16 protein-coding genes are annotated in these 19,163 nt (G+C 33.6%); 2 read left to right on the top strand and 14 right to left on the bottom strand.

What is annotated here, in order from left to right; all coding sequences use genetic code 11:
* On the bottom strand, positions 1 to 946 hold a 946-nt coding region (gene dinB, locus RMO53_RS05540), incomplete at its 3' end, for a DNA polymerase IV (RefSeq protein WP_310378795.1).
* Between the two features lie 154 nt (positions 947 to 1,100).
* Between dinB and RMO53_RS05535 the strand changes: the two genes are divergently transcribed.
* On the top strand, positions 1,101 to 1,568 hold the full coding sequence (locus tag RMO53_RS05535; protein WP_310378793.1) for a CYTH domain-containing protein: 468 nt from the start codon (positions 1,101 to 1,103) through the stop codon (positions 1,566 to 1,568).
* A 3-nt stretch (positions 1,569 to 1,571) separates the two neighbouring features.
* Here the strand turns inward: RMO53_RS05535 and RMO53_RS05530 are convergent, their stop codons facing one another.
* The 11 genes from RMO53_RS05530 to uvrC form a co-directional block, all read right to left on the bottom strand.
* Positions 1,572 to 2,054: a septal ring lytic transglycosylase RlpA family protein gene (locus tag RMO53_RS05530; RefSeq protein WP_310378791.1), complete on the bottom strand. Its 483-nt coding sequence runs from the start codon at positions 2,052 to 2,054 to the stop codon at positions 1,572 to 1,574.
* Between the two features lie 82 nt (positions 2,055 to 2,136).
* Positions 2,137 to 2,559 (bottom strand): hypothetical protein, encoded by a 423-nt coding sequence (locus RMO53_RS05525; RefSeq protein WP_310378789.1) that lies wholly within the window; start codon positions 2,557 to 2,559, stop codon positions 2,137 to 2,139.
* A 99-nt stretch (positions 2,560 to 2,658) separates the two neighbouring features.
* A complete protein-coding gene (locus RMO53_RS05520; protein ID WP_310378788.1) occupies positions 2,659 to 5,433 on the bottom strand; it encodes a TonB-dependent receptor domain-containing protein in 2,775 nt (924 codons plus the stop codon).
* A 228-nt stretch (positions 5,434 to 5,661) separates the two neighbouring features.
* Positions 5,662 to 7,305, bottom strand: coding sequence for a glucose-6-phosphate isomerase (gene pgi / locus RMO53_RS05515; RefSeq protein ID WP_310378786.1), 1,644 nt, complete (start codon positions 7,303 to 7,305; stop codon positions 5,662 to 5,664).
* A 112-nt stretch (positions 7,306 to 7,417) separates the two neighbouring features.
* The gene (locus RMO53_RS05510) at positions 7,418 to 8,632 is read right to left on the bottom strand and encodes a peptidoglycan DD-metalloendopeptidase family protein (protein ID WP_310378784.1); all 1,215 of its coding nucleotides are present in this window, start codon (positions 8,630 to 8,632) and stop codon (positions 7,418 to 7,420) included.
* A gap of 26 nt (positions 8,633 to 8,658) precedes the next feature.
* Positions 8,659 to 9,591, bottom strand: coding sequence for a tryptophan 2,3-dioxygenase family protein (locus RMO53_RS05505; protein WP_310378782.1), 933 nt, complete (start codon positions 9,589 to 9,591; stop codon positions 8,659 to 8,661).
* Positions 9,591 to 10,361 (bottom strand): DUF3108 domain-containing protein, encoded by a 771-nt coding sequence (locus tag RMO53_RS05500; protein WP_310378780.1) that lies wholly within the window; start codon positions 10,359 to 10,361, stop codon positions 9,591 to 9,593. Before RMO53_RS05500 ends, RMO53_RS05505 begins: the two co-directional genes overlap by 1 nt.
* 291 nt (positions 10,362 to 10,652) lie before the next feature.
* Positions 10,653 to 11,813 carry a 4-hydroxyphenylpyruvate dioxygenase gene (hppD, locus tag RMO53_RS05495; RefSeq protein ID WP_310378778.1) on the bottom strand — a complete coding sequence of 387 codons (1,161 nt, stop codon included), beginning with the start codon at positions 11,811 to 11,813 and terminating at the stop codon, positions 10,653 to 10,655.
* Positions 11,814 to 11,887: 74 nt separating this feature from the next.
* Complete coding sequence (locus RMO53_RS05490) at positions 11,888 to 13,045, bottom strand: homogentisate 1,2-dioxygenase (protein WP_310378777.1); 1,158 nt, start codon at positions 13,043 to 13,045, stop codon at positions 11,888 to 11,890.
* Positions 13,046 to 13,212: 167 nt separating this feature from the next.
* Positions 13,213 to 15,453 (bottom strand): patatin-like phospholipase family protein, encoded by a 2,241-nt coding sequence (locus RMO53_RS05485; protein WP_310378775.1) that lies wholly within the window; start codon positions 15,451 to 15,453, stop codon positions 13,213 to 13,215.
* Between the two features lie 112 nt (positions 15,454 to 15,565).
* Complete coding sequence (gene uvrC, locus RMO53_RS05480) at positions 15,566 to 17,359, bottom strand: excinuclease ABC subunit UvrC (RefSeq protein ID WP_310378774.1); 1,794 nt, start codon at positions 17,357 to 17,359, stop codon at positions 15,566 to 15,568.
* A gap of 89 nt (positions 17,360 to 17,448) precedes the next feature.
* Between uvrC and RMO53_RS05475 the strand changes: the two genes are divergently transcribed.
* On the top strand, positions 17,449 to 18,024 hold the full coding sequence (locus tag RMO53_RS05475) for a 5-formyltetrahydrofolate cyclo-ligase (protein WP_310378772.1): 576 nt from the start codon (positions 17,449 to 17,451) through the stop codon (positions 18,022 to 18,024).
* A gap of 52 nt (positions 18,025 to 18,076) precedes the next feature.
* On the opposite strand, the gene RMO53_RS05470 is transcribed toward RMO53_RS05475, so the two are convergent.
* Entirely contained in the window at positions 18,077 to 18,694 is a 618-nt protein-coding gene (locus RMO53_RS05470) for a lipoprotein signal peptidase (protein WP_310378771.1), read from the bottom strand.
* A gap of 86 nt (positions 18,695 to 18,780) precedes the next feature.
* Positions 18,781 to 19,161: a TraR/DksA C4-type zinc finger protein gene (locus RMO53_RS05465; protein ID WP_310378770.1), complete on the bottom strand. Its 381-nt coding sequence runs from the start codon at positions 19,159 to 19,161 to the stop codon at positions 18,781 to 18,783.
* Between the last annotated feature and the right edge of the window lie 2 nt (positions 19,162 to 19,163).

The raw sequence follows: 19,163 nt of genomic DNA, 5'->3' as shown, positions 1-19,163 counted from the left end.
TTCCTTTGTTAGCTATAAAATACGGAACGGTTTTGCTCCGTGTTTGTTGCGTAAAATCACTGTATTTTATTTTTAGCGTGACAGTTTTGCCTGCTATTTGATGTTTTTTTAATCTTTTTTCTAATGAAATTGCAATGTTTTTTAGTTGCTCCATCATAAAAATTTCGGAAGATAAATTGACATCAAAAGTGTGTTCTGCCGCTACTGATTTTGTAATTCGGTCCGATTTGACTTCGCTGTTGTGAATGCCACGAACCACATTATAATAGAAATTTCCTGACTTGCCAAAATGTTTCTCCAGAAATTCAACCGATTTACTTTTTAAATCTAATCCGGTAAAAATTCCTAGTTGATACATTTTTTCGGTGGTGACTTTTCCCACACCATAAAATTTTCGAATGGGCAATACTTCTAAAAAAGAAATTACTTCATCTGGATTTACCGTTTTTTGACCGTTGGGTTTGTTGTAATCACTAGCGATTTTAGCCACAAATTTATTAATTGATATTCCAGCCGAAGCAGTTAAACCGGTTTCATTTAGAACTCTCAGTCGGATTTCTTGTGCTAATAAAGTGGCACTCGGATTCCCTTTTTTGTTTTGAGTTACATCAAGATAGGCTTCGTCGAGCGAAAGTGGTTCGACTAAATCGGTATATTCGTAGAATATTTTTCTTATTTTGTTGGAAATTTCTTTGTAGCGGTCAAATCGTGGTTTTACAAAAATAAGTTCTGGACAATTTTTTCTAGCAAGAACGCCACTTATGGCAGAACGAACACCAAATTTTCGTGCCTCGTAACTTGCAGCAGCGACAACGCCTCGATTTTCTTCTCCACCTACAGCCACTGGTTTTCCTCGCAATACTGGATTGTCTAATTGTTCCACCGATGCGTAAAAAGCATCCATATCGATGTGGATAATTTTTCTTAAGGAATTCGATTCTGGCATAAAACAAATTTATGAAAATTATTAGTATGAGATAGCCAAAGATTTTTTATACATTTGAAATTGTAACTATCCCAGATTGCAGTAGAAATCCTTTTCTCACGCTTTTTTGCGTGATAAAAGATTGAAGCGAAAAGCTGGATAAAGCTTCAAAAAAATGATAGAAATAGAAAGAAAATTTCTCGTAACCTCTGATGCTTTCAAAAATGAAGCTTACACTCAAAACCGAATTACACAGGGGTATTTGAGTACTGTTCCTGAGCGAACAGTTCGTGTGCGAATAAAAAGCGGTAAGGGTTTCTTGACTGTAAAAGGGGTTTCTAATAATTCTGGCATGTCACGGTTTGAATGGGAAAAGGAAATTCCGTTTGATGACGCTAAAAACTTATTGCTACTTTGCGAGAAAGGAATTATTGATAAAACACGTTTTGAAGTAAAAGTCTGCAATCACGTGTTTGAAATCGATGAGTTTTATGGCGAGAACGATGGGTTAATTATTGCAGAAATAGAACTTAATTCTGAAAATGAACCGTTCGATAAACCGGATTGGTTGGGGAAAGAAGTTACAACAGATTCCCGTTATTATAATGCCTATTTAAGTATAAACCCTTATAAGAACTGGTAAAATTTATTCTAAAACGACTTCGAGTGTTACCAACATCATTCCGGATTTGGTGTTTTTGGTTATTTCCATAAAAGCTTTTTTTGACAAGTCTATTTCTCTTGATTTTACAAATGGACCTCTATCTGTAACTTCTACAATTACTGATTTTCCGTTGGCTTCATTGGTTACTTTTACTTTTGTTCCAAAAGGTAATTTTTTGTGAGCAGCAGTGTATTTATTCATGTCAAACTTTTTACCACTTGCGGTCTTTTTACCGTGAAATTTGTCTGCATAATAAGATGCATGTGCTGCTTTCTTGAACAATTTTAATTTTTCGTTGCCTGTAAATAAACTGTCTAATTGAAACTCATTTTGAAACAGTACATTTTTGTTTTTTTTGAGTGTATCTTTTTGGAGTGGTGCGTTTTGTTTAGTTACACTAGCGTTTTGACTTAAACCTAAACTTATTATAGCTACTAAAAAAAATAATGATATTGCTCTTTTCATTTTAAAAATTTTTGTTGAACTCTATTTTACAAAAACCATACCTTAACTAAAAAAGTCCCATTTCTAGGACTTTACACTTTGCTTACAACCACATTTTCCATGGAATTCTACTCAAAATAAACAGCAATCCCAAACCATAAAATAGAGACAAGGTTTTGAATTTTGACTCGCTTGTTACTTGTTTTTTGTGTTTAGACCAACCAATTGTAATAAGTACAATTGCAATAATATTGATTAACGGATGTTCTAATGAAGTCAATCTTAATGCTTTGTCAGCCATTTGCCCGAGTGATGCTAGACCTAATGGAGAAACAAAATAGAGTATCAATCCTGCTAATAATTGAATGTGTGTTGCTATCAAACCAAAGAGTACAATTTTTCTATCTCTGGTCGTAAACTCTTTTTTAGAAAACATTCCAAATAAGGAATTAGCCACTCCAATTATTAATAACAACAGTGCTACGTATGCCCAACCAGAATGGAATTTTTGAATAAAATCGTACATATATTAAGTTTTAGTTTAAACAAATATAAACAAAAAAAGACATAAAAAAAACGGCATCTACATTGAAGTGATGCCGTTTTTATATTTAAATGGTTACTTTTAGAACTTATAGTTTAAACTAAAGTTCCAAGTTCTTCCATAACCAAAGAATACTCTGTTTGCGTCTGCAACTCCTTTATAAAGTCTGTTGTTTGAAGCGTATGTTCCAAGAAGTGGATTTGTGCTACTTACATTATCGTCTGCAAAAATATTATCTCTAGATTCCGCAATGTAAACCGTGTCAAAAAGGTTGTTCACATTTAATCTAAAATTAATTGAATTTGAATCATTTTTCCCAACTGGCAATTTATAAGTAAATCCAGCATCAACTAGATTATAAGAAGGTAATTCTAAAGAACCTTTATTTGTTGGTGAATCAAAATTATTAGGGAAAATAAGCGCGTATAATTTATCGTAATAATTAAAGTTTGCATCAATTTTTGCTCTTCCTGATACCTGATAAGATGCCCCAAATGAAGCAGTAGTTTGTGCAGCATCGCCCACTTTTACATCTTGTAAATACAATGTTCTAATCGTTCCACCTGCAAAAGGTTCGTTTTGTGCATCAAATCTATTGCTCACACTGTTCCCATTATATTTCCAATCTCCTACTGAAGCTGATCCTCTTAATTTGAATTTCTCTGTAACATTTAAACTTGCTTCAAATTCAACTCCTTCGTGTACTTCATTAATTCCAGTAAAATCATAATAACCTCCGGGATTATCTGCAGCTATATCTGTTTGTCTCTGATATCTATCTTTCCAAGTAGTTTGATACGCATTCAAATTAGCTGTAAAGTTTCTAGATTTAAAACCGTATCCTGCTTCAAAACCAATAATGGTTTCATTTACCAAATTTTTACCTACAACAGAACCGTTATTTGGGTAAACCGCGTTAAAGAAAGGTTGTTTAGAATAATATCCTGAATTTACAAACACATTGTGGTGTTCGTTGATATTGTAATTTAATCCCCCTTTTATATTTCCTCCTAAAAGGTTTTCATAATCTGTTTCAGACAAAGGATTTGATGCTAAATATTTAAAATAATCAACTCTTTTAAATCCTTGTTGCGAAACTGATCCTTGTATGAAAGCTGTTAATTTTTCAGTTGAATATTCTAATTGCGTAAATGCTCCATACCATCTAACAAGTCCATCATTGTTAAAAGTGATTTTTTCTTCAAGGTTTGTGTTATAAAAAGGATTCCAAGAAGGACTTGCTGGATATGTTCCTGTAAGAAAACGGTTTGGATTGTTTACATCTGTGTTGTCTTTAAAAACTTGACCTCCTAATAAACTATTTACATTTTGATAGTGCAACCCTTTGTAGGTTCTTGCGTCAAGTCCAAAATCCAAAGTCAAATGTTCTCCTAATTTTTTATTTAATCCAATTACCGCACCATACCAATCGTGCGAATTAACCGAATTGATTCTAGAAATTCCAGAAGTTGAAGTGGTTGAAGACCCAGAAGTTGAACCGTTTTCAAATTGGCCTCCAACTTTTGTTCTTGTTCTTAGAACTCCAGCAATATAAACTGGTGTACCTGCATTGTAAGCTGCAATTTTGTCAAAGTCTACTAAACCCGTTGCTGTTCTAAAATTTGAGCTCAAATAATTTGAACCTCTAATTCCTCCTGTTCCATTAGAACCTGCTCCACGCCCTTTTGATGCATAAAGTACGGTAGATATTTTTGTAGTCTCGTTTATTCTCCAATCCCAGTTGATTGAAGCTATAGGTTTATGATAAAAATTTCTTCTCATGCTGAATTCTTGACCATCCAAGTAACCCCAATCCGAGTTGTATCTTGTATTAGGTGCTCCGTCTTTTCCGTATAATAAATACGTTGCTAGAGTAGGTGCAGCTGATCTTTGATTGTGCCATTGTGGCGCTCCAGTTACTGTTAATTGAAAATCATGCTTTTTATTTTTTGAAGCATAACCCACTCCAATAAAATAATTATTCCCTTTAAATCCTGTACCATCAATATAACCATCTCCTTGAGTTTGGCTAAATAAAACTGACATTGATAATCCATTTGCTAATAACCCTGTTGAATACGAAGCTTGGGATTTTAAATATCCTGAATTACCTATAGATGTACCTACTGTTCCACCTTGCTTTTTGTCAGTAGTTTTTGTTACTACGTTAATGGTTCCTCCAACTGATGCAATAGCTAATTTTGAAGATCCTAAACCTCTTTGTACTTGCATGAAAGTTGTAACATCAGACAATCCAGCCCAGTTACTCCAGAAAACGGCTCCGTTTTCCATGTCGTTCACTGGAACTCCATTTATCATCACAGCAATGTTTCGTTGATCAAAACCACGAATGTTGATTCTAGAGTCTCCAAAACCACCACCTGCTTTTGTAGCATATACAGAAGGTGTGTTTTTTAAAATTTCTGGGAATTCTTGTGATCCTAATTTTTCTTGAATTTCCGCAGCTCTAATAGTTGAGACGGCAACAGGTGTTTTTCTTTCTTTTGCAATATCAATTACGGTACTTTTTACAACAACCTCTTCTAATTCGTTTGAATTTGAAGTTAAAGCAATTGCTCCTAAATCTTGTGTTCCAGAAACTGTAAAACTTATTGTTTTGGTTTCGTAACCTAAATAAGTAATCACTATTACACCAGAGTTTGTTGTAGCATTAATAGAAAATTTTCCGTCAAAATCTGTAGTAGCTCCAATTGTAGTTCCTTTAATAGCAACGTTAGCGCCAGGTAAAGATCCTTGACCGTCAGTAATAGTTCCAGTAATTTTTCCTTGCGAGAATACAGTTGTTACTATCAAAAACAGTAATCCAGAGAGTAACCAATTTTTCATTGTCTTCATTTTTTTTAGTTTATTTATTTTTGGCAAAATTCTAACATTTAATTACAAAAAGTGTTAAGAAAATGTTAAGAAAGATGTTTTTAATGTGTTATAGTTAATAAATACATGTATTTGTTAATAAATCTTCATGCAATAGATTTTAAATTATTGGTAATCAAATAAATAGTTTTTTTTAAAGTATTATTATTGTGATAGAAAATTAGAATAAATGTAAGATTGTACTCTAAATTACTTGTTGTTCAAATAATGTTTTAATAAGAATTGCGTAGAGCTGTCGTGATTGTTTACATTTTTAGCCTGTATTTCGTCTAAAATTGAATTGGCTAATTGTTTACCAAGTTCAACTCCCCATTGATCGTAACTAAAAATATTCCAAATAATTCCTTGTACAAAAATCTTGTGTTCGTATAATGCAACCAAAGAACCTAGTGTTTTAGGTGTCAATTTTTGAATTAGAACTGTATTTGTAGGTTTGTTTCCAGAAAACACTTTGAATGGTAACAGAAACTCAGCTTTATCTTTAGAAAGTCCTTGTTTGTCAAATTCAGCTTGAACTTGTTCTGCAGTTTTTCCGTGCAATAAGGCTTCGGTTTGAGCAAAAAAATTAGACATTAATTTGTTGTGATGATCTTCGTTGCCGTGTAATGGTTTTACAAAGCCAATAAAATCGGTAGGAATCAACTTTGTCCCTTGATGAATCAATTGGAAAAAAGCATGTTGAGAGTTTGTTCCTGGTTCACCCCAAATAATAGTTCCTGTTTGATAATTTACTGTTTTTCCGTCACGCCCAACGCTCTTACCATTACTTTCCATGATGCCTTGCTGCAAATACGGCGCGAGTTTTTGTAAATATTGAGTATATGGAATTAAAGCTTCACTTTCGGCACCAAAAAAATTATTGTACCAAATGCTCAATAAGGCCAAAACTACGGGTATATTTTTATCGAAATCGGCAGTTTTGAAATGCTCGTCCATTTCGTTTGCTCCCACTAATAATTCGTCAAAATTATCAAATCCTACTGCTAAACTTATTGATAGTCCTACTGCGCTCCAGAGTGAAAATCTTCCTCCAACCCAATCCCACATTGGAAAAATATTATCTGGATTTATGCCAAACTCGGTTACCTTATGAATATTTGTAGAAACGGCAACAAAATGTTTGGCTACATCTTCTTGTGAAGCTGATTTGAGAAACCAAGTCCTAATAGTTTCTGAATTTGTTAATGTTTCTTGTGTGGTAAATGTTTTAGAAACAATAACAAAAAGCGTCGTTTCTGGATTTAATTTCTTGATGATTTCGTTAACATGATCGCCATCAACATTAGACACAAAATGAACATTCAAATGGTTTTTATAAAATTGCAACCCTTCTACAACCATTGCTGGTCCAAGGTCTGAACCTCCAATTCCAATATTTACTATATCGGTAAACGATTTGCCTGTAAATCCTTTTCGATCTCCGTTTACAATTTCGTTTGTGAAGTTTTTTATTTTGCTTTTTACAGCATAAATTTCTGGAATAACATTTTCACCATCAATTTTTATATTTGAAGTTGATTTTGCTCGCAAAGCGGTATGCAAAACGGCTCTGTTCTCTGTTTGATTTATAATATCTCCTTGAAAATATTGATTAATCGCGTCTTTTAAATCCAATTCATTTGCCAATTCAAGCAACAAATCCATGGTGCCTTGGTTAATGATATTTTTAGAATAATCGATCAAAAAATCATTCCATTGAAAATGAAATTTTGCAGTTCTAGTGTTATCGTCATTAAACATTGCAGACATGGAAACGTTTTTCATTTCGTGAAAATGTTTCTCGAGTTTTTGCCATGCAGCGGTAGTTGTGGGATTTGTATTTTGTAAAGCCATTTTGAAATTTATTTTTAAAAATGCAAATTTACACTTTTAGTTTGTAAAATTAACATTTATGGTTTGCAGCCAAAAACATGGTTGGAAACTATAAAATAAATTAAAGTTTGATTTACAATTTTGCAACACTGTCTAATGTTCGTTTTAAAGGTTTCATCTGTGTCATAAATCGAGGTAAATTATTTCTGTCCATGGGCTGAGAATTGGGCAGTTTTAATCTTAAAGCATCAACTTGAACACCGTTTTTCCAGAATCTATAGCATACATGTGGTCCAGTTGCAAGTCCAGTACTTCCTACTTTGCCAATAACGCTTCCTTGATTGACTCTCTGACCTCTGCGAACTAGAATTTTTGACATGTGTAAATATTGTGTAGCGTATGTTCTATCGTGTTTTACTTTTACAAAATTTCCGTTTCCGGCGGAATAGCCTGTCTGTTCAACAATACCAGATGCCGTTGTCATGATGGGTGTTCCTGTTGGCGCAGCATAATCAGTTCCTTTGTGGGCTTTCCAAATAAGTTGTACCGGATGAAATCTTTTTTTAGTGAAATGCGAAGTGATATTTACATACTTCAAGGGCGATTTTAGAAAGAAATTCTTGAGTGCTTTTCCTTGATCATCATAATAATCATGTTTCCCTGATGTTGCGTTTTGAGCAAATGGGAACGCATAAATTAATTTTCCTTTGTATTCAAAAAAAGCTGCTTTAAGGCTATCAACTCCGTCATAAATTGTGTCATCAATATACCTTTCGGTAAATGTTATCCCAAACTTATCGCCCTTTTTTAATTTAAAAAAATCAATTGACCAGGCATACACTTTGGTTAATTTATTGGCCAAAGCCGCATCAACGCCTTGTTTATTTAAGGCTTCGGACAAGGAACCGTCTAGTTTACCGGCAATTGTACGTTGCTTTATAGTAATGGGTCTGGTTTTCTTAAAAACCGTGATAGAATCTCTTAAATCTATAACATAATAGTTTGCTCTATCAGGTTGATAGACCAAAACTTGTAGTTTTTTTAAACGATCTTTTGTTCTTAAAAAAGTAAATGCTTTGCCAATTCTAACGGTTCTTACATCAAAGCTGTCTTTTACTTTTGCAATGAGGTCATATACTTTTTTGTCTCCAATATTTTGATGCTCTATAATACTCCCAAAAGTATCTCCTTTTGCAATGGTGTCGTGTTGGATATTAAAATCGTTGAAGTTAAACCCGAATTGTTCCACTTTTGGCAATGGTTTAAATGTTTTTTCAACTGTTTCATCGTCTGATTTTTTGCAAGAAAAAATACAGAATAGTATTAGGAGTAGGAATGCTTTTTTCAAAGATGGTTCTTTTATTGACAATTAAACTATTTCTCTTCTCCCCAATTTTTTAATTCCTCGACACTCCATAATTCTGGGAAAAATATTCTTCGTTGAAATTTTGGGTGCATGTATTTTTTCCAATCACTTCCACCAGTTGCTTCACCGTTTCCATTACCATTGTCTATATATTTTCTTGCGGCGTTCAAATGTCCCATTACCCAAGTAATATTTACAGTATGATCGTAATGACGCATGGCATTAATTAATTCTGTGTTTTTTTGATCTGACTCTGGTAACTGCTTGAATTTTTGCCAAAGATTAATAGTATTGTATTCCTTCATTTTTATTAAAAATGAAGCTTTATATTTTTCTTCAAATTCTTCTAACAAATAAGATTTTTTACCCGTTTGATGATCTTTTCCTGCGGCTTGCCAATACAAGTGTTCAAAAGCATTCTCAAAAGAAGTGTCTCTGTCAATATTTGCTCTAAAACGATAATCTATTAAATTAATCAAATCCGTTGATGCAAATTCAATAAATCTGTATTGTGCACTTTGAAAACCACTAGCTGGTGTAAGTGTATTTCTAAATTTCAGGTATTGTTCGACTTCCATTCCGTCACCCATAATATCAAATGAAGTGGTTAGCATATCAAAATACCTGCTGATTCGAGTTAACCTTTCGGTGAAGAACGGTGTTTCAAGATTTTGATGATGCGAAATTTGATTCATTTCCCATAATATCATTTTAAACAACAATTCATTGACTTGATGGTACATAATAAAAATCATCTCGTCCGGTAAAACTGTTCTCTGAATTTGAAGATTTAATAGCGCATCTGTTTGAATATAATCCCAATAAGTAATGGGTTTTGACCAAAGTAATCCTTCGAGTTGGGTTTCGGTCTTTTGATTTATGGCTTGGTATTTTAGCTCAATTTCTTTTAAAATTGCAGCCGAATTATCCTTTATTTTCATTATATTTTTATTTTAAACGGATATTTTAATCCTTTAAATCCTTCTAAATCAGCTTTTATGGAACCTACGGCTAAACTTGCTTTTATTCGTAATGGTAATTTATTATCATCATCTGAAATCCATACAGTCAAACTTTCTTCTTCTTTAAAAACACGCCCTGATTGCACTAATGGTCTAAAAATCATGGTTGATATTAATCCAAATTTAGTTTTAATATCTTCTCGACCTATAAATTTTAACTTAAATTTTGTGGTTTCATCATCAAAAAACAGGTCTACTGCAACTGATTCTCCTATCTTCATCTTATCAATATTTGGATAATTCCTCAAATAATAAAACGTAGATAAAATGTCTTGTGTGTTTTTTGGAATTATAAATGTTTTCTCACTTTTATTTTTATAATCTTTTACTAGAATTTTATTTTCTGTTTGATTAAAGAATCCTTCTTGATTTTTAGTATAACCACCTTCATTAATTTTTCTGACAAACTGATATGGAACACCTGTTTCTTTATCAATATAGCTCTCATATAAATCGTCTACTTTGAAAAAAAATCGAGACATTCCAGTAGTGTAGCCTTTCCCGATTACATGAAAAACTTTTTTGCTTTTTATTGTAGCTTCTTTTACCTCAACTGTCGAATATCCAGCGTTGACAAATCCGTAATGGATCCGAAATTTAAACCATTCGCCTACTTCAAAAGCATCTTCTTTAGGGGAACTGAAACCAGCAGTAAGGATAAATAGAATTAATAAAACTACTTTTTTCATGTTTTCATTTTTATAAATAACCTTAAATACAAATTTTGTTCCAAATGTATTAAAACAAAAAAACTCAGTCAAGTAATGACTGAGTTTTTATGCTATTAACTAACCAAAAAAACTATAAATTATGAAATTTATATGAAACTATTAAGGGAACCACCCCTTTCTAATTTACAAGTACAAAGTTAATTAATGAATCTAGTTATTGTTATCAAAAAATAAAGTTTAACACAATATTTGTAAACAAACCTGTCGTTCGTCGGTTATTTTTTTGCATAATGTAAAAAAAAGGCGCTTTTATAGTGTTCCTCGCAATTGTTGCTCTCTTTCTATAGACTCAAACAAGGCTTTAAAGTTTCCTGCGCCAAAACCTTTGGCTCCCATTCTTTGAATAATTTCAAAAAACAGTGTTGGTCTATCCTCAATAGGTTTGGTGAAAATTTGTAATAAGTAACCATCTTCATCTGCATCAACCATAATAGCGAGTTTCTCGATTACGGCTAAATCTTCGTGCATCATTTCCATGTGAACGCCCAGCCGTTCTGGAATAGCTTTATAATATTCGTGTGGCGGAGCAGAAAGAAACTCAATTCCTCTGGCTTTTAATTCTGACACTGTTGTAATGATATCATCCGTTGCAATGGCAATGTGTTGCACTCCTGAGCCTTCATAAAAATCCAAATATTCTTCTATTTGAGAACGTTTGTTTCCTTTTGCGGGTTCGTTGATGGGGAATTTTATACGTCCGTTTCCGTTGCTCATTACTTTACTCATCAAGGCGGAATATTCCGTATGAATTTGTTTGTCGTCGAAAGAAAGAAAATTGACAAATCCCATGACTTCTTCGTACCATTTTACCCAAATATTCATTTGGTTCCAACCTACATTTCCAACCATATGGTCAATGTATTTCAGTCCAATAGGAGTTGGGTTATAATCTGATTTCCATGCTACAAAACCTGGAAGAAATGCTCCAGTATAGTTTTTTCGTTCTACGAACATGTGGACGGTTTCTCCATAAGTATAAATTCCAGCCCGAACGACTTCGCCATATTCGTCTTTCTCGACAACGGGTTCCATATATACTTTTGCACCGCGACTGGTGGTTTCTTCGAATGATTTTCGCGCATCTTCAACCCAAAGTGCGATTACTTTGATTCCGTCGCCATGCTTTTTTACATGTTCGCCAACAGGTGAGTCGCTCGTTAATGCAGTTGTTAATACCAACCTGATTTTGTCTTGTTTTAAAACATACGAAACTTTATCTCTTGATCCTGTTTCTAATCCGCAGTAGGCATGGGATTGAAAACCAAAGGCAGTTTTGTAGAAATGTGCAGCTTGTTTGGCGTTTCCTACATAGAATTCTACATAGTCTGTTCCCATTAATGGAAGGAAATCTTGTGCTCCTTCGAATATTTTTTCGAGTCCGTAGTTCACGGATTTTATTTCTTTTGACATGATTTAGTTTTTTTAATTTAACCAAAGCTTCCAGCCTTAAAAAGGCTGGAAGCTTTTTAAAACATTCAGATTAATTATTCTACCCAAGATTTATAATATTCTCCATCGTCCAATCCCATGGCTTCTTGAGTTACCATAAGTGGACGAAACGTATCTACCATAACCGCCAATTCTTGAGTTTCGGTATGACCAATACTTCTCTCCATTGCTCCTGGTGCTGGACCATGAGGAATTCCTTTTGGGTGCAGAGTAATGTGTCCTTGCTCGATATTATTTCTCGACATAAAATCGCCATCTACATAATACAAAACCTCATCACTGTCTATATTGCTGTGGTTGTATGGCGCAGGAATTGCTTTTGGATGATAATCGTACAATCTTGGACAAAAGGAACAAACTACAAAAGTCGCCGTTTCGAATGTTTGATGTACTGGTGGCGGTTGATGCACACGACCGGTTATGGGTTCAAAATTTTGAATGCTAAAGCCATACGGAAAATTATAACCGTCCCAACCTATGACATCAAAAGGATGTGTGGCATACACTACTTCATGTATCATGCCTTCTTTTTTTATTTTGATCAGAAAATCTCCTTTTTCGTCGTGGGTTTCAAGCTCGGATGGGAGTTTGAAATCGCGTTCGCAAAATGGTGCATGTTCTAGGTGTTGTCCCGATGTGTTTTTGTATCGTTTAGGTGTGTAAAATGGCGCAAATGATTCTACATAAAATAATCTGTTTTCGGGTGTGTCAAAACTTATTTGATAAATCATTCCGCGAGGAATAATGAGGTAATCTCCGTATTCAAAAGGGATGTTACCCATCATGGTGCGCAATTTTCCACTTCCTTTATGGATGAAAATTAGCTCATCGGCATCGGCATTTTTATAGAAATAATTGGTTAATGATTTTTGTGGCGCTGCCAGACCAATGGTACAATCTTTATTGACCAACATGGGTTTTCGACTGTCCAGAAAATCTTCTTCGGGTTTTAAATCAAAGCCTTTTAATAATAATGATTTGATGTTTTTGCCAATGGCTATTTTTGGTTCAACCGAATAGGATTTGATAATTTCCTTGACTTGTGTTGGTCTGTGTACATGATAAAGCAAGGATGAATGCCCATGAAAACCTTCGGTACCAAAGAGTTGTTCGTAATAGAAGTTTCCGTTGGGTTTCTGGAATTGTGTGTGTCTTTTTTGAGGGAAATCTCCCAATTTATGATATAGTGGCATTTGAATTTAGATTTAAGATTTTTGAATTTAGATTTAAGATTTCTTTAAAGCTAAAAACGCTATCACTCCGGATTTCTCTTGATGAGAAATTGAAGATAGTCTAACAAACCGGTCCATATTGCTTTCATAATAGCAAATATCGTTATTTTTATTGAACTAAATTAAAATCAGAACGAAAAACCAATACTGAACCAAGTATAGCCTTTTGAAGTTTCTGGTGACCAAGAATGTTTTATTTCTATTGGCCCAACAATAGTTTCTAAACCATAACCTAGTGCATATCCAGAATATTTAGGCAATGATATCCAATCTATAGTTTCAAAAAGATTGTTTTCTATATTGGCGAAATTTGCAGAAAAATTTATGTGTTGTTTTTTAAAAATCTCATAATCTATAGTAAGGCTTGATTTTAAATAACTGTTTCCGGCTATACTTAAAAAATCATATCCATAAAAAGGTTTGAAATTATTTATGTTGTTGAACCCGTATCCTCCAAGTATAAAATTAAAAAACGGAATACTTTCATCTCCAAACGTAAATCCGGCTTCAGTTTGCAATTTAACAGTGGTGTTTTTAAAAACTGTTTTTACTATACTTACGTCTGCTTTTGCAATTGAAAAGGGATTGAATTCGTTTGTGTAATTTGATGAATATAAATACGATTGTATGTCTCCAGAAAAGCACCATCCTTTTTTGGGAAAATACTTGTTGTCTAATGAGTCATATTTCAGGTATCCAAAAACACTTAAATAACTGCTTTTGTCAATTAAAGGGGAAGCACTTGACAGCGTTTCTGAAGCGATTTTTAAAAGCTTAAATTCAACACCGCCACCTATTAAAAATTTTTGCACAAACAAAGACTGGAAATAGGCTTGATTTGTAAAATCCGAAAAGTCAATATTTATTGAACTAATTCCTGGAATATTATTGCTAAAATCACTTATTTCTGAAGTTACATTCTTGTTGAATTGATTGTAATGTGATTTAAAACCAAAACTCCAATAAAATCCATTGTCAATATAATAATCAAAATTATACCTGAAATTATCTCCAAGTATTATGTCTATAGATGCAATATCATTTTTTAAAAACGTCTTTTTTTGCGTAAGATTTACTAAAATTGCACTTTTAAATAAACCATCATAATGCAATCCAAACTTTAAAAATGTTCTGTTTAGGTTTTCTGTTAAAGTTAATTTCAAATCGTCTTTTTGATCGTTTTCATCAAAAAAATAATTGATTGTGCTGAAATTTTGAGTAGCATTAATGTTGTTTATTCCGTTTTTTAGATCGTCATAACTTATTTTATCACCTTCCTTAAAACGCAATTTCCCTTTTATATAGGAACGTGTATAGTTTTTTAATCTATTTGTACTTATGGAATTTATGTGCAGACTATCATCAACCCATAGTTGCCTTTTTTGTACAGAATTGTCTTTACCTCCATACTTTTTAATCTGTTCATAAACAGCGAATGCTGCTTCTTCTCCTTTCTTGATAATATCTATTCCTTTGTCAAATGAAATTACTCCATAGTTTTTGATGTCTGGTTTTATATAAATATCCGTGTCTTTTATTTTTTTCTTCATCTTTTCAATAGATTGAAGGTTGGTGATTTGTCCTAATATTTTAGTAGCATTCTTAAGTTCTGATTTGTCTAACAACCCATCTTGAACATCTACCCCAATGATGATGTCTGCACCCATAATTCTGACGGCTTCAATTGGATAATTGTTTGCAACTCCGCCATCGACTAGAATTTTTCCTTCTATTTCAACGGGTGAGAACAAAGTAGGAAATGCAGAACTGGCTATTAATGCTGTTGCTAAATTACCTTTGTTTAATATAACCTCTTCGCCAGTTTCTATATCTGTAGCGATACCTATAAAGGGAATTTTTAATTTATTGAAATCTCTTACATGTCTAACGTTTCTGGTAAGTGCGCTTAATAAATTGAAGTTATAAATCCCTTTTGATAGTGCATCGGGAATTCCTACATGAAACTTGTTAAATGGCAATACAACAGCATAAACTTCATCATTTTTTTTTTCATAAAAAGTCTTCGAGGATCTAGGAATAAAGTCTTTTATTAATTCGTTGAAATTTATGGTTTTAAAAATAGAATCGATTTGAGTTGCATTATATCCTGATGCATATAATCCTCCAACTACTGCTCCCATACTTGTACCGCCAATAAAATCAATTTTAACTCCCGCAGATTCTAGTACTTTTAAAACGCCAATGTGTGCAAATCCCTTTGCTCCACCTCCGCTTAAAACTAATCCTATCTTCGGTTTTTTCAGGGTGTCTTGTGAATAGCTGTTTTGAGATAAAAAGCAAAATATAAAAGCTAAAAGACTCGAAAAGCCCCAGATTGTAGTGGAAAGTCGCGATAGTAAAAAAGCCATTTTTTCTTGAAAAAAAAGAGCGACCAAAGAAGCTCCTTTTTTTTTATTAGAAAAAAAGATTTTTTGCAGAGCGCTTGAATCGGAAAGCTGGAATAGGCTCATAAAAAATTTGCTAATTTGTTTTGTAAAAGTCGGCAATTTTTTTGGCTTTTGAAACACCTACAACCTCAGAAACTTCTTTTTCTGTAGCTAATTTCAATCTTTTAACACTTTTGAAATGTTGTATTAAAGTTAGCATCGTTTTTTCGCCAATTCCTGGTATGCTTTCCATAGAGGAATTAAGGGCGGATTTACTGCGTTTGTCACGGTGATGGGTTATTCCAAAACGATGTGCTTCGTTGCGCAATTGCTGAATAACTTTTAAGGTTTCTGACTTTTTATCCAGATACAATGGGATTGAGTCGCCGGGATAAAACAACTCTTCTAGCCGTTTTGCTATGCCAATAATGGCGATTTTTCCTCTCAAACCCAATTCATCTAAACTTTTTAATGCCGATGATAATTGTCCTTTTCCGCCGTCAATAATTATTAATTGAGGTAAAGGTTGATTTTCGTCGAGCATGCGTTTGTAGCGACGATAGACCACTTCGGTCATTGAGGCAAAATCATCTGGTCCTTCAACGGTTTTTATATTGAAATGGCGGTAGTCTTTTTTGCTCGGTTTTCCGTCTTTGAAAACTACACATGCTGCAACTGGATTGGTTCCTTGAATGTTCGAATTATCAAAACATTCTATATGTCTGGGTTCTACAGGCAGTCTCAAATCCTTTTGCATTTGAGCCATAATCCTGTTTGCGTGTCGATCTGGATCTACAATTTGAAGTTGTTTTAGTTGTTCTATTCTAAAATATTTAGCATTGCGAACGGATAAATCCAGAATTTGCTTTTTGTCGCCTAATTGTGGAATGGTGATTTTGATGTTTTCGCCCAGATCAACATCAAAAGGTACAATAAGTTCTTTGGATACTAATTGAAATCGCTCTCTGAGTTCAACAATTGCTAGCGCGAGTAACTCCACATCGGTTTCGTCGAGTTTCTTTTTGATTTCCATAGTATGGGAACGAATAATCGAGCCATGTGATATTTGCATAAAATTTACGAAAGCGGCACTTTCGTCCGAAACTATCGAAAACACATCGAGATTGGTAATTTTTGGGTTTATAATTGTAGATCGAGATTGGTAATTTTCGAGAATTTGTATTTTTTCTTTTATTTTTTGGGCTTCTTCAAAATGCATTGCTGTTGCAAAGTCATTCATTACTTTCCTGAAATCCTTTAAGGATTCCTTGAAATTCCCCTTTAGAATTTCACGAATGGCATCAACTTGTTTTTGGTAATTTTCTATGGGTTCAAATCCTTCGCATGGACCTTTGCAATTGCCAATATGATATTCGAGACAAACCTTGAATTTCATGCTTTCGATATTGCTTTTGCTCAAATCATAATTGCAAGTCCGCAGTGGATAGAGCTCTTTTATCAAGTCTAAAATCGTACTTACGGTTTTGAAACTGGTATAAGGTCCAAAATATTCCGAACCGTCCTTGATTAGTCTTCGGGTGGAAAATATTCGCGAAAATGGTTCTTTTTTGATGCAAATCCAAGGATAACTTTTGTCGTCGCGCAACAAGACATTATATCTTGGCATTAACGTTTTTATGAGATTGTTTTCTAACAATAGCGCATCGGTTTCAGTGGCAACAACAATGTGCTTTATGGTAACAATCTTTTTGACCAAAACATTGGTTTTGGCCGTATCATGAATTTTATTAAAGTAAGACGAAACTCTTTTTTTTAGGTTTTTGGCTTTGCCCACATACAATATCTTCCCTGCTGCATCGTAATATTGATATACTCCTGGACTGTCGGGTAAAGTTTGAATTTGAAGTTCGAGCGTAGGGTTTTGCATGTAACAAAGTTAATAAAATGTGGGAACGAAAGACAAGTAATTCACAAAGAGATTCGGAATTTAACTACTTTTAACTTTTGAAATTTATTATGAATAAAAAAGAGTTACGGTTAAAATACAAATCCTTACGAAATCTACTTTCCGAAAGTGAATTGGAGAAAATGAGTTTGGCTATTGCCAATAAAATTTTGACACTTCCTATTTGGGAGAAAAATTATTTCCATATTTTCCTTCCCATCACGGAACATAAAGAGGTCAACACCGAGTTTATTTTGCACTTGCTTTCCGGAAAAGATAAAGAAATAATTGTCTCAAAAAGTAATTTCGAAACCCATAACATGACTCATTTTCTATTGACTGATAATACCAAAATCAAGAAAAACGAATACCATATTCCAGAACCTGTTGATGGTCAAGACGCTTCGGGAGAAGTTCCTGTTAGCAAAATTGATATAGTTTTTGTGCCGTTACTTGCTTATGACAAAACCGGACATCGAGTAGGTTATGGCAAAGGGTTTTATGATAAATTCTTGAATGAATGCAAGCCGGAAACCATAAATATTGGGCTTTCCTTCTTTGACCCAGAAGATTTAATTGACGATGTTTTTGAAAACGACGTGAGGTTGGATTATTGTGTAACTCCAATTGAAGTTTATCGGTTTTAATATTGTCAAGATTATTGCGTTCCAATAATTATTGGAATTTATAATAATTTCATTAATTACCAAAAGGCTTATGGTGAAATGCTTTTCGATTAAAAACAATTAGAATTCCTACACCTGTAGAAATCGCCATATCGGCAATATTAAAAATAGCATTAAAAAATTTAAACTGGCTTCCGCCCCAAAAAGGAACCCAACTTGGCAGATTTGTTTCAAAAAAAGGAAAATACAACATGTCAACAACTCTACCATGAAACCAAGTTCCATAAGGGTTTACGGCATTGAATGTTGCCAAATTATTGTAGCTGTCATCAAAAATAACCCCATAGAAAACGGAGTCAATGATGTTGCCTAAAGCTCCTGCAAATATCAGAGATATAGCAACAATCAAATAATCAGAACTGTGTCTTCTCTCTACTGAATCCCAAAGCCAATACCCAATTCCTGTTACTGCAAAAAGTCTAAAAATTGTTAATATTAATTTCCCGTGCTCGCCCGGTATTTGAGTTCCCCATGCCATTCCTTCGTTTTCTATCAAAAGTATTTTAAACCAACTTGTTATTTCTATCTGTCCGCTTTCGCCGTAGATAAAATTAGTTTTAATATAAATTTTGGTGATTTGATCGACAATTAACAGGATAAAAATAAGGAGGTAAGCTCTTCGTAAATTCATTTTTCTAATTTTAGTGTGGCAAATGTAATGTAATTTTCTAAAAAAAACGCTCCAAATGGAGCGTTAATAATTTAAAAATTAGGTGCTTATCTTTGTAGATTTTTTGCCTCAATACTCATTGTTGCGTGTGGAACTATCAAAAGTCTTTCCTTACTTATTAATTTACCTGTTACTTTACAGGTTCCGTAAGTTTTATTTTCAACACGGAAAAGTGCATTTTTTAAATCGCGTATGAACTTCTCCTGACGGATTGCTAATTGTGAATTAGCTTCTTTAGACATGGTTTCGCTTCCTTCTTCAAAGGCTTTGAATGTAGGCGAAGTGTCATCGGTTCCGTTATTTAAATCGTTCATGTAGGCACTTTTTATCAAATCTAAATCTGCCTGTGCTTTAGCAATTTTTTTAAGGATAAGCTCTTTGAACTCTGCTAAATCAGCTTCTGAGTATCTTGCAATTTCATCTATCATTT

Source organism: Flavobacterium sp., assembly GCF_031409475.1.
Lineage (GTDB): Bacteria > Bacteroidota > Bacteroidia > Flavobacteriales > Flavobacteriaceae > Flavobacterium.
This window is presented reverse-complemented; position numbering and strand designations above follow the sequence as displayed.